The sequence below is a fragment of the Lentibacter sp. genome (genome assembly GCF_965657785.1).
In the GTDB taxonomy this organism is placed as follows: domain Bacteria; phylum Pseudomonadota; class Alphaproteobacteria; order Rhodobacterales; family Rhodobacteraceae; genus Lentibacter.
Window position 1 is genome coordinate 66,505 of the sequence record NZ_CBFHPP010000009.1, and the last position, 12,047, is coordinate 78,551.

Sequence of the window (12,047 nt, forward strand, 5' to 3'; positions counted from 1 at the left end):
CGCCAGAGCAGTCTCCCGCTCTGGCGCGCTTGTCTTCCGTTCTCAAACCGCTCAGGCTTCGAGAATATCCTCATTATCGTCGGCTTTTGACGGCTTTTCGTCGTCAAAGTCGAGCCCATGCGCCGCACGGATCTTATCTTCGATATCATAGGCAATATGCGGATTGTCTTTCAAAAACTGGCGCGAGTTTTCCTTGCCCTGCCCGATGCGCTCGTCGCCATAGCTAAACCATGCGCCCGATTTCTGGACAATCCCGAGGTTCACCCCGAGGTCAAGCAGCTCGCCTGTCTTGGAAATCCCCTCGCCATACATAATGTCAAACTCGACTTGCTTGAACGGCGGTGCCACCTTGTTCTTGACGATTTTGACACGCGTCTGGTTGCCCACAACTTCGTCGCGGTCCTTCAGCGAGCCGATGCGGCGGATGTCCAAACGCACCGAACTATAAAACTTGAGCGCATTGCCGCCAGTTGTCGTCTCGGGGCTGCCAAACATCACGCCGATTTTCATCCGGATCTGGTTGATAAAAATCACCATACAGTTTGAGCGCGAAATCGAGCCAGTCAGCTTGCGCATCGCTTTGCTCATCAAGCGGGCATGAACGCCCACACTCGAATCGCCCATTTCGCCCTCAAGCTCCGATTTCGGCGTCAGCGCCGCAACCGAATCAACCACCACAAGGCTCACAGCCCCCGAGCGCACCAGCGTGTCGATAATCTCAAGCGCCTGCTCGCCTGTGTCAGGCTGCGAAATCAGAAGCTCGTCAAGATCAACGCCAAGCTTCTTGGCGTATTGCGGGTCAAGCGCGTGCTCGGCGTCCACAAAGGCCGCGACGCCGCCTTTTTTCTGCTCTTCGGCCACACAATGCAGCGTCAAAGTGGTTTTTCCTGAGCTTTCAGGGCCATAAATCTCGACAATCCGTCCCTTGGGCAGGCCGCCAATGCCAAGCGCAATATCCAGCCCGATCGACCCCGTCGAGGTCGACTCGATCTGCTGAATAGCGTTTTCGCTCCCCATTTTCATGATGGAGCCTTTACCGAACTGTCGTTCGATCTGTGCTAAGGCGCTGTCGAGTGCCTTTTGCTTGTCTGCGTCGCGCTTGTTTTTCATGTCTAAAAGGTCTGCCGTTGCCATTGTTATGCTTCCTTATTTCACACCCCGCCCAAGGCGGCAATCACTGCAAATGTTCTACTTATGTTCTTTATGTGACCAAAATGAGAACATTTCAACACAAATTTTCCACACCCTCACTGTTCTCCAAAGATGTTAAGGAGTAGTTTACAAAAGCAAACAGCTCTAAAGGGTGCGTGATGTTGATTTTTTCAAAGGCCAAACTGGTGCTGTTTTCGGTGCCCAAAACAGGCACAACCGCAATAGAAACCGTGCTCGCGCCCCATGCCGCCATTGCCCTGCTTGATCCTCCAGAGCTGAAACACAGCCCCGTCTATCGTTACAACCGCTTCCTGCGGCCCATGGTGGAGAAGTTCATTGGCGACGATGTCGAGACTTTGGCCGTTGTGCGCGAGCCTGTGAGCTGGCTTGGCAGCTGGTATCGGTATCGCCAGCGCCCTTTCCTGTCGGGGCGGCCCGTCTCGACCGAGGGCCTCAGCTTTGCCCAATTCGTCGAGGGCTACCTTGCCCCCGAGCGCCCCGCCTATGCCAATGTCGGCGCGCAGTCGAAATTTGTCGAGCCGCGCCCCAACGGAACCGCGATCACACGGCTGTTCAAATATGAAGCGCTCGACAGCTACATAAGCTACCTTGAGGCCCGCCTTGAGCTTGAGATCAAATTGCCCAAGGTCAATGTCTCCCCCGCGCGCGATCTCGACTTGCCCGCAGAGCTTGAGCTACGCCTCAAAACCAGCTGCGCGGAAGATTTTGCGCTCTGGGCCTCTATTCCCTGACCGGCTCAGGCAGAGCCAAAGCCCGCTGGACCGTTTCTGCCAGCTCGACGAGAGAAAACGGTTTTTGCAAAAACGCCGAGTTTGAAACTTCAAGGCCGTTGTCACTAAACACATCTTCGGCATAGCCCGAGACAAAAACAACTCTCACATCCCCCCGCAGCGCGCGCGCCAGCGCGACCCACTCCGGCCCCTTCAGACCAGGCATAATCACATCGGTGACAAACAAGTCGATTTGCAGGTTGGTATCGCGCACAATATCGAGCGCTTCTTCGCCGCTGCCCGCCTCCAAAACAGTAAACCCCTTCAGCTTGAGCGCCCGCGAGGCAAAGGCACGGACAGGCGCCTCATCTTCCACCAAAAGAACAACAGAGCTGATAATTTCCTCTTGCTGCAAGACAGGCACCTCAGCGGCCGCCTGCACCTCGGGTTCGCCCAGAGCAAATGTTGGCAAGATCAGCGTAAAGGTGCTGCCCTGCCCGACTTCGCTGTCCGCAAAAATAAATCCGCCCGTCTGCTTCACAATGCCGTAAGCCGTCGAAAGGCCAAGCCCTGTGCCCTCGCCCGTGCGTTTTGTGGTAAAGAAGGGTTCAAAAATTTTCTGCAACTTGTCTGACGGGATGCCTGTTCCCTGATCAATCACCTGAATGGAAACATAAGACCCAGGCGGAACTTCGGCGCGGTCCCGCTGCATCGGCTTTTGCAAATTAAGCGCCTCGGTTCGGATTTTGACAATCCCGCCCTTGGGCATTGCGTCGCGCGCATTGACCACAAGGTTCATAACCACCTGTTCGATCTGGCGCTTGTCGGCACGGATGGTCTGATGCCCCGTTGAATGCTCAAATTCCAGCTGGACCGTCTCGCCCACGAGCCTGTTGAGAAGATGCGTCAAATCCGACAGGGTTTCTTGCACATCAATCGTTTGCGGGCGCAGCGTTTGCTTGCGCGAAAAGGCCAGCAGCTGGCTCACAAGGGCGGCGGCCCTATTTGCGTTCTGCGCAATCTGTTCCAGATCGGCAAAGTCGGGGTCGCCTTCTGTGCGGCGGTGCATCAAAAGATCGCAATGCCCCGTGATCGCCGTTAGCAGATTGTTGAAATCATGCGCAACCCCGCCCGCAAGTTGCCCGATCGCCTGCATTTTCTGGCTCTGCACAAATTGCGCTTCAAGCGTTTTTAGCTCCGTAGCATCATTCAAGACAGCCACAAGAACAGGCGTCTCGCCCTCTCGCGCGGGCTTGAGCGTGACTTGGACAAAAGCATCCGCATCGCCACGCCGCACCTTCAAAAACTCCGATTGGCGGCTGACCCGTCCCAAAATCGTATCTTGCAACCAATCGTTGATCGAGCGTCCCAACCCCTCCAGAACAGCGCCAAGACTTTGCCCCACAAGGTCATCGCGCCCCAAAAGATCGCGCGCCATTTTGTTGGTCTCGGTGATTGCGCCCTCAGGTGACAGCTTCAGAAGCGGCACTGGCAGCGCATCAAAAAACCGCTGGCTTTCGGGCAGCTCGACCAAAGCCTCCTCAGTCGGCACAAAGGCAAGCTCGCGCCGCCCGACCCCCGCGCTCAGCTCGCGGATCACACAATGCACCTTGCCGCTGTCCGCCAGAACGGCCTGCAAACGGTTTAGCTTCAACGGCAAATTCGGAATGATGCGGTCAAGCGATTTCACTCTTTCGCCAAAAAACCGCCGCGCAGCCTCGTTCATAAACAAGACCGTGTCCTGCCGCCCGACCACCAGAACCGGCAGATCAGATGTCGCGTTGAGCGCCACCGTATTTTGTGCAGCAGGCAACTCCTCAAGCCGCCAAAGCGCGCCGCCATGAGGCAAAGGATGGCACGACAGCCGCAAATGCTCATCGCGCGCCAACACATCTTCGCGCGCCGCCCCCGACTGGGACGCCTTCATGTAAAGACGCGCCACAAGCCCCAGAGGATGCGTCACAATTGTGGATAACGCCGCCTCGATCGTGACAGGCGCAAGTTTAAATTTGGCCTCAGCCGCCGCATTGCGATAAAGAATTTCGCCGGCCTCATCGGCCACAAGGCAGGCCGCCGCATCATGCTCGACAAACCCCGCAATCGTCACAAGCCCCTGCGCCCGATTGCGGCGGAGCCTGCCCCAATGGACAAGGCTCACAAGCGTTAAGCAAAGCAGACTTGTTCCCGCAACTGCGGCCCCGAGCTGTATCGGTTCTGACGGTGCCGCCCCCGCAACCATAAAGGCCAAAAGACCCAAAAGGCCAAGCACACCCGCGCGCGGCAACAGCCGTGCAAACGGTCTTGTCACGGTCTCAGGCGGAAAGGCGGCGTAGCTCAAAACGGGCTCCAATCAGGGTTTGACACAAGACTATGCCAAAGAGGTTAACCCAAGATTAAGACCCAACGGATTGAATTTCACGTTTAAAGTGTGTCTAGCTCACTATTTTCGCGCAAAAATAGCGCCAAAAAAGCCGTCTCCGCCGTCAGACGGCAACCAGCGCTTTTGCACCGTGCAGTGCCACTCAGGCGCAAGCGCCTGAAACCGCGCCACAACATCCTCGTTTTCCACGCCCAACAGTGAGCAGGTCACATAAGCCAGCTGTCCGCCCTCCGCGACGTGTCCAGACGCCGCCTTTAAGACCTCGACTTGCGTGTCACAAAGCGCCGCAAGGCTGTCCTCGCTCAGCTGCCATTTGCCCGCTGGCGAGCGCCGCCAAGCGCCAGAGCCAGAGCAAGGCGCATCACATAAAACAAAATCAAAACAATCATCTGTCGAAAGATCTTCAAGTGATTTCACAACAATGCTCGCCCCCGCACGGGTGGCACGCTCCGGCAGATCTTTCATCCGCTCGGGCGCAATATCACTCGCCACAATCTTGGCATCTGAGCGCGCCGCAATCGCAAGGCTCTTGCCGCCACCGCCCGCGCAATAATCCAGCACGGTTTGCGCGCCATCAAGCGGCAGCCAGTCCACAACAGCTTGGCTCGCCGCGTCCTGAAGCTCGACCAAACCGTCTTCAAACGCATGGCTCAAGCGCACACGCCGCGCGCCTTCAAGCACTTTCAAAGCCATCGGCGACAAAGGGTGCACCTCGCTGACAACGCCCTCTTCCGCCAGAGCGGCCTGCGCCTCAGCAACAGTGCCATAGAGCGGATTGACCCGCAAAAACACATCCGCCCGCTCGCGCATCAGGCTGGCTTCGTCAGCTGCCGCATCGCCCAAAGCCGCCTCAAGCGCAGGCCAGAGCCACTCGGGCATATCACAGGCCTCAGCCCCCGCCTCAGGCGCGCGTCCGCCCGCAAGCTCTTCCTCGCTCAGGGGTGCTGGCGCATGGCCCTCGCCCGAGAAAATCACATCAAGATCAGCGCCTTCTGCGCGCATCGCACCGAGCATCAGACTGCGCCCCGTCGTCTCCTCGCCGCCGCCAAGGGCCGCGTAAGAGCGCAGACAGCGCAAGGCCTGAAAGACATGGTCGCGCACAGCCGCACGGTCTTTTGACCCCGCATAGCGGCTTCCGCGCGCCCACCCCGTGAGCGCTTTTTCCGCAGGCGCGCCGCCAAGGATCCCGTCAAGAATGTCTGCGGCCGCGGCCACCCGTGCTGCTGGTGTCATGAGCCGATCCGATAATTTGGAGATTCGCGTGTGATCTGAACATCATGCACATGGCTTTCCTTCAGCCCCGCGCCGGTGATCTTCACAAAATCACACTGGCTGCGCATCTCTGCCACGGTTGCATTGCCCGTGTAGCCCATCGCCGCGCGCAAGCCGCCCACAAGCTGGTGCACAACCGCGCTGGCGCTGCCTTTATACGGCACCTGCCCCTCAATGCCTTCAGGCACAAGCTTGTCGCTGGCCGCATCCTTCTGGAAATAGCGGTCCGCCGAGCCGCGCGCCATGGCGCCAAGGCTGCCCATCCCGCGATAAGACTTGAACGAACGGCCTTGATAGAGGATCACTTCGCCGGGGCTTTCGTCTGTTCCCGCAATCATGCTGCCAACCATCGCACAGGAGGCCCCTGCCGCAATCGCCTTGGCAAAATCGCCAGAGAACTTGATGCCACCGTCCGCAATCACAGGCACATCGCCCGCCGCTTGGGCACAATCCATAATTGCCGTAAGCTGCGGAACGCCGACGCCGGCCACCATCCGCGTGGTGCAAATGCTCCCCGGCCCGATCCCGACTTTGACAGCATCCGCCCCCGCATCAATCAACGCGCGCGTGGCCGCGCCTGTCGCGACATTGCCCGCAATCACTTGCAATGTGCTGGAAAGCGCCTTGGCCCGCTTCACAGCCTCGATCACGCCTTCCGAGTGCCCATGCGCCGTATCCACAACAACGATATCACAGCCCGCATCCACAAGCGCCTCGGTGCGCTCAAAGCCACTCTCGCCGACATTTGTCGCCGCCGCGACGCGCAAGCGCCCCAGCTCGTCCTTGCAAGCCGTCGGGTTGAGCACAGCCTGCTCGGTGTCTTTCAGGGTCAAAAGCCCTGTCAGCTTGCCCTTGCCATCATGCACCAGAAGCTTCTCGATCCGCCGTGCGCGCATCAGGCTCTTGGCCTCCTCAAGCTCGGCTGGCTCGGCCAGCATCGCGAGGTTGTCCGATGTCATCATCGCGTGCACAGGCGTGTCGTCAGAGCTTGCAAAGCGCATATCGCGGTTTGTCAAAATACCCACAACATGGCCGCGCTCATCCACCACTGGAAAGCCTGTGAAGTTATAGCGCTCCACCAGCGCCTTGGCGTCAGCCAGCGTCTGGTTCACTTTGAGTGTCACAGGGTTGTAAACAATCCCGCTCTCAAAGCGCTTCACACGGCGCACTTCGCGCGCCTGCTCCTCCACACTCAGGTTCTTGTGAACAACGCCAATGCCCCCCGCCTGCGCCATGGCAATCGCCATGCGCGCCTCGGTCACAGTGTCCATCGCCGAGCTGAGCAGCGGTATGTTCATGGCAATGGCGCGCGTCACAAATGTGCGCGTGTCTGCGGTGCTCGGCAATACGCTCGAAGCTGCAGGAACAAGTAAAACATCATCGAAGGTCAGCGCCTCACGAATCTCCATAGGACATCTCCAAAGTAGGGTTCGTTTGACGCCTCCCTATTTCACGCCTTGCTGAAAAGGGAAAGACCAAACTCACGCTTTCGCCGCGTTGGTCTTGAGCGCCAGCTGCCCTGTCATCCACATTCGGATCACTTTCACGGCAATATAAGGCACAAGGCTGCTCGCCGCGACGAGAGCAACCCCGCCAATGAGCCGCTCGACCACGCCGCCTGTTTGCCCCGCAAGGCTTAGCATCGCCGTGGCAAAAGCCGTCAACGGAAAGGTGAAGGACGCCCACATCGGGCTAAACCCCGCTTCAAGCAGGCTCTTAAGCGAGACAAGCAGCCCCAGCAGGATCAGACAGGCCAAAACCGCAAACACCCGCGCCAGAAGCGCCATGAGAGGGTAATCCGCCGCAGGAAAGCCTAAAGCCACGATCACAAAGAGAGAGGCCGGCGCAAGATGAATCGCCAGCATAGGGCGCAAAGGCGCAGACGGCACATGGCGCAGCAGCTGCACAGCGCTCACCGCCCAAATCACAAGCGCAGCCGCCAGCGTCGCCCCGAAAATAGCCTCCGCCAGCCCGTATTTGCCAAGGGCCACAGCCGAGACCGCCGCCACAATAAACCCGACAAAGCTCAGGTGCCACAGCGGCGTCACCTGCCGCTGCTCTTTCGGCCCGCTCAACAGCACATAAATCACCAAAAGTGCCATCCCGCCTTGCACAGCCAACGCCAGATACAGGATGCGCTCGGCCCACTCAGGCGCAATCGGCACAAGCCCCGCCGCCAGACTGGCAAAACAAACGCCAAAGGCCGCCAGCCCGCCACGCCCGGGCAAAATCCGCGCATCTTCCACCAAGACGCCAAAACGCCGCCCGAACTTGCGCCCGTAAGCCACGGCAGCAATGACAAAAACAATCAGCACAGCGCCCAAAAGCGCCTCCGATATCCCCGCAGGCACAACCGAAATATGCGCCGCCGCCCGCCACGCCAGCGAAAGCCCGAACATCCCCAAAATCAGTGAGAAAATCGCGGGTGGCGTCTGCTCGCCAAAGCCCGTTTTTGAACGCATCACATTCCCCTTACAGCATATTTACCAAGCCATACGCCCTTCGCGCGCCAAACCCAAGACAAACAATGTCGCAGCCCTTGCCAATCGCGCACGCCCGCAGCACTCTGCGCCCAAACGACAGGAGCTCAGCATGACCAAGAACAGCTACGACACAGGCCGCCTCAACCTCCCCTTCGTCGGGATAGCCACCTTCGCCAAGCGCCCCTACGCCCCCGACTGGAGCGCGCTTGACGCCGATGTCGCCGTGCTCGGCGCGCCCTTTGATGCGGGCACACAGTATCGCGCAGGCGCACGCTTCGGCCCCCGCTCGGTGCGCGAGGCCTCCACGCTCTTCTCTTTCGGCCACGCAGGCGCATATGACCACGAGGACGACACAACCTACCTCACAGGCGATGTGCGCATTGTCGATATGGGCGACGCAGATATCGTCCACACCGACACGAGCCAAAGCCACGCCAACATAGAGACAGGCGTGCGCGCCGCCCTTGCCGCTGGCGCGCTCCCTGTGGTGATAGGCGGCGATCACTCCGTCAACATCCCCTGCATCAATGCTTTCGAGGGCCAAGGCGATATCCACATCCTCCAGATCGACGCCCACCTTGATTTCGTCGATACCCGCCACGGCGTTCGCAATGGCCACGGCAACCCGATGCGCCGCGCCGCCGAAAAGCCCTATGTCACGGGGCTGACCCAAGTCGGCATCCGCAATGTCAGCTCCACGACCCAAGAAGGCTACGAGGCCGCCCGCGACATGGGCAGCGATATCCTCTCCGTGCGCCAGATGCGCAAACTCGGCCCCGAGGCCACAGCCAAACGCATCCCGCCAGACGCCCGCGTCTACATCACCCTTGATATCGACGCCTTCTGCCCCTCCATCGCGCCGGGCACAGGCACACCAAGCCACGGCGGCTTCCTCTACTACGAAGTGCTGGAGCTCCTGCAACACGTCGCCCAAACCCACGAGATCGTCGGCATAGACCTCGTCGAAGTCGCCCCCGACTACGACCATTCAGACAGCACAAGCATCCTCGCCGCGCAGGTCCTGCTTAATTTGCTGGGGTTTGTGTTTGAGGCGCGGAAGGGGTGACGGGCTGTTGGGGGGAAGCTATTTTGCAGTACTGCATCCACCCTCATCCTCTGCGCGTTGGTTTGACTAAGCTGAGGTAGTGAAAATTCAGCCCGTGTAAGCGGCATTGAAAATTAGGTGACACTGCTTGACTACCATGGTGAGTACTAGCACCAGATGTACCGTGAGAGAAACAACCACCGAGCTAAAGAACACATTTGCGGCTTCAATTACAGCAAAGAGTATCAAAATGCTCAACAGCACTACTGCTGTCATTATCAAATAGGAAATATTTGAGTTAATGTCTTTGAACGCCAACTTTAAATTGGACATCTTTTCTGCTGCATCAGCTTCGATTGAAGCCCTAAGTACTTTATCTTCCTCATGCCTCTTAACTCTTGAAATCTGAAACTCAGTCAGGCTTCGGAAGATGGAAAAGGCAGAAATTTGCGCTCCGAAAAGAAGCGCTGAGAAAATTGCATAAACCGAAATTAAAGAAGAAAATTGTTCGCTAGGGATTTGAACGGAGAACTCATGTGCGACCAGGCCAACTCCCAGAGGAACAACAAAAAAAGACAAAACAGCAAACAGAATCTGAGTTCGTTGTAAATCCCGAAGTAAGGCTGCCCAAAAGTCCTGAAAAATGCAGATTATGTTTAGTCTGCCTTTCATCCCAACATCTTTGCAAAATCAACTATATGACGGGTCGTTTCATCCGAAACACTCTTTAAGGTTGGATGATTGTTTGCGTCAAGGACCACGTCTTCGGTTAGATCAATTACACCAGCAGTGCTTGCAACCCCCACCACACCAATCTTCTTAAAAGACGATCCGACTTTTACATTTGCATAAGCACCAGAGAATTCCATATCCCCGATCTCCATATGACCCCCTATCTTATCACTGAGGTCTTTCAGCTTACCGAAGCTGCCTTTCCCTCGAGCCCTCAAGAAAAGCTCAACATCCATTTTGGTATCAGCATCCGATGGGCGAAGAGCCCTTTCAACAATATTTTGATCGGTATTTTTGGTAACCAATTTAATAGAACGAACAGGTTTGTTACCATATATCGCAACGTCGTTCGGCATCACTTTCGTCATGGTCAATTGCCAATCTTTGTGCATCATTTTGTGAGCATTTACCAGAGCACGGTTTACGATATCGACACAGGAAAGCCCACCGAAAGACTGGAGACCTACCAGACCGTACGATTTACCCTCGGCTAGCCAAAACCGGTAGTATAGTGGAATCATGTCTGCTTGATCTACAGTTCGGGTATGCTCAAGAACGCCGGAGTTTTTGTCCTCTACTTGCGATCCATACCCATATTTGCCGTATCTGAGTACGCCGTGAGCGCTATTTTTAAAATCAGCGCTCGGCTCAAATCGGACAATTTTGGCCTCCCCATCATCAAGCGGTTTTTTCGAAAAAGCTGAACAACAGTTCCTAATGAAATGGAGAATGTCTGCCGGGCCTTTGTCGGATGTCAAAACTTGCGCTTTGTGATTCTGATAAACTTGGACCTTATAAATCCGTAGACCAATTTGCATATTAAATAACTCTACCGCTTTTACCTTAGCTACAATGCAACCCAAAGGAGAAGATGGCAAGTACTGTTAGAAACAGTTCAAACAAAAAGGAATTAATCTACGATAGCTTGTATTGCGTTGTCCAAATTTCGGCCTGCTACCTACCCGTTCCTTTTTTAATTTAGGGCTGGAAGATCCCAGTACAAGCATTCCAACCAAATGACAGCTATGGCTTGGAATAGCGTACGCCTCATCCTAAACATCTATCTCCCCCCACCGAACGCTCCATTACCTAATTTTCCGTTAACACGCCCCCTCAACAGGCGGTGCACGCATGGTGCACGCGTGGTGCACGCTTTTCACCCCCCTGTTTTTCCCCGTTTGGCCAAAGCTTAACGGGCGGTTGCGCAGCGTTAAGCAATCTGAAAATAAAATATGACGTTCCCAGTCAGCTTTTTGCCGCTCCCTGCCCTATACATTGCCGTCTGGCGCACTATCTTGCGCTCAAAGGCCACAAAATCAGGCAGTAAACCCATGACCAAAGACCCCCTCGTCGTTTTCACTCCTTCAGGCAAGCGCGGCAATTTTCCTGTGGGAACTCCAATACTTACAGCCGCCCGCCAGCTCGGCGTCGATCTTGATTCTGTTTGTGGCGGCCGTGGCATCTGTTCCAAATGTCAGATCACCCCCTCCTACGGCGAGTTCTCCAAACACGGTGTCACAGTCGCCGACAATGCGCTCAGCGAATGGAACGCCGTTGAGGAGCGTTACGACAGCAAACGCGGCCTCCCCAAGGGCCGCCGTCTCGGCTGCCAAGCCACCGTCCAAGGCGACGTCGTCATCGACGTCCCGCCCGAAAGTCAGGTCCACAAACAGGTGGTGCGCAAGCGGGCTGAGGCACGGGATATTATAATGAATCCAACGGTTAAGCTCTATTATGTTGATGTGGTCGAGCCGGATATGCACGAGCCGTCGGGCGACCTTGAGCGCCTGCGCGACGCCCTCAAAACGCAGTGGGATGTGGACGTTCCAAAGGCCGATTCCCATGTGCTCACCCACCTGCAAAGCGCCCTGCGCAAAGGCGCGTGGAAGGTCACAGTCGCCATCCATCAGGGCCACAGCGAGTCTGCCCCCTCCATCATGCAAGTCTGGCCCGGCTACTACGAAGGCTCGATCTACGGCCTCGCCGTCGACCTCGGCTCCACAACAATCGCCGCCCACCTCTGCGACCTCCAGTCAGGCGACGTCGTCGCCTCCTCGGGCCTGATGAATCCTCAGATTCGATTCGGCGAAGACCTCATGAGTCGCGTCAGCTACTCCATGATGAACGCCGGCGGCGCCGCCGAAATGACAACCGCCGTGCGCGACGGAATGAACGCCCTTTTCACCCAAATCGCCTCCGAAGCCGAAATCGACAGAGCCCTCATCATGGACGCGGTTTTCGTCTGCAACCCG

The 12,047-nt window shown here is 56.8% G+C and carries 10 protein-coding genes; 3 read left to right on the forward strand and 7 right to left on the reverse strand.

The window, feature by feature from the left end; translation table 11 throughout:
• Window positions 1-51: 51 nt before the first annotated feature.
• Window positions 52-1,134 carry a recombinase RecA gene (recA, locus tag ACTF58_RS07455; protein WP_438991343.1) on the reverse strand — a complete coding sequence of 361 codons (1,083 nt, stop codon included), beginning with the start codon at window positions 1,132-1,134 and terminating at the stop codon, window positions 52-54.
• Window positions 1,135-1,310: 176 nt separating this feature from the next.
• Between recA and ACTF58_RS07460 the strand changes: the two genes are divergently transcribed.
• A complete protein-coding gene (locus ACTF58_RS07460) occupies window positions 1,311-1,904 on the forward strand; it encodes a gamma-glutamyl kinase (protein WP_438991344.1) in 594 nt (197 codons plus the stop codon).
• Here the strand turns inward: ACTF58_RS07460 and ACTF58_RS07465 are convergent.
• The 4 genes from ACTF58_RS07465 to ACTF58_RS07480 form a co-directional block, all read right to left on the reverse strand.
• The gene (locus ACTF58_RS07465) at window positions 1,894-4,221 is read right to left on the reverse strand and encodes an ATP-binding protein (RefSeq protein ID WP_438991345.1); all 2,328 of its coding nucleotides are present in this window, start codon (window positions 4,219-4,221) and stop codon (window positions 1,894-1,896) included. The genes ACTF58_RS07460 and ACTF58_RS07465 overlap by 11 nt on opposite strands.
• A gap of 102 nt (window positions 4,222-4,323) precedes the next feature.
• Window positions 4,324-5,496: an RsmB/NOP family class I SAM-dependent RNA methyltransferase gene (locus ACTF58_RS07470; protein ID WP_438991346.1), complete on the reverse strand. Its 1,173-nt coding sequence runs from the start codon at window positions 5,494-5,496 to the stop codon at window positions 4,324-4,326.
• A complete protein-coding gene (guaB, locus tag ACTF58_RS07475; RefSeq protein WP_438991347.1) occupies window positions 5,493-6,944 on the reverse strand; it encodes an IMP dehydrogenase in 1,452 nt (483 codons plus the stop codon). Before guaB ends, ACTF58_RS07470 begins: the two co-directional genes overlap by 4 nt.
• 72 nt (window positions 6,945-7,016) lie before the next feature.
• Window positions 7,017-7,997 carry a tellurium resistance protein gene (locus tag ACTF58_RS07480; protein WP_438991348.1) on the reverse strand — a complete coding sequence of 327 codons (981 nt, stop codon included), beginning with the start codon at window positions 7,995-7,997 and terminating at the stop codon, window positions 7,017-7,019.
• Window positions 7,998-8,127: 130 nt separating this feature from the next.
• Here ACTF58_RS07480 and speB point away from each other — a divergent pair, with 130 nt between their 5' ends.
• Window positions 8,128-9,084, forward strand: a complete 957-nt coding sequence (speB, locus tag ACTF58_RS07485; RefSeq protein WP_438991349.1) for an agmatinase — start codon at window positions 8,128-8,130, stop codon at window positions 9,082-9,084.
• Between the two features lie 87 nt (window positions 9,085-9,171).
• On the opposite strand, the gene ACTF58_RS07490 is transcribed toward speB, so the two are convergent.
• Window positions 9,172-9,735 carry a hypothetical protein gene (locus tag ACTF58_RS07490; RefSeq protein WP_438991350.1) on the reverse strand — a complete coding sequence of 188 codons (564 nt, stop codon included), beginning with the start codon at window positions 9,733-9,735 and terminating at the stop codon, window positions 9,172-9,174.
• The gene (locus tag ACTF58_RS07495; protein WP_438991351.1) at window positions 9,732-10,553 is read right to left on the reverse strand and encodes a hypothetical protein; all 822 of its coding nucleotides are present in this window, start codon (window positions 10,551-10,553) and stop codon (window positions 9,732-9,734) included. The genes ACTF58_RS07490 and ACTF58_RS07495 overlap by 4 nt, the downstream gene beginning before the upstream one ends.
• A gap of 573 nt (window positions 10,554-11,126) precedes the next feature.
• On the opposite strand from ACTF58_RS07495, the gene ACTF58_RS07500 reads away from it, so the two are divergent.
• Window positions 11,127-12,047 (forward strand): 2Fe-2S iron-sulfur cluster-binding protein (locus tag ACTF58_RS07500; protein WP_438991352.1); only part of this gene is annotated, 921 nt, incomplete at its 3' end.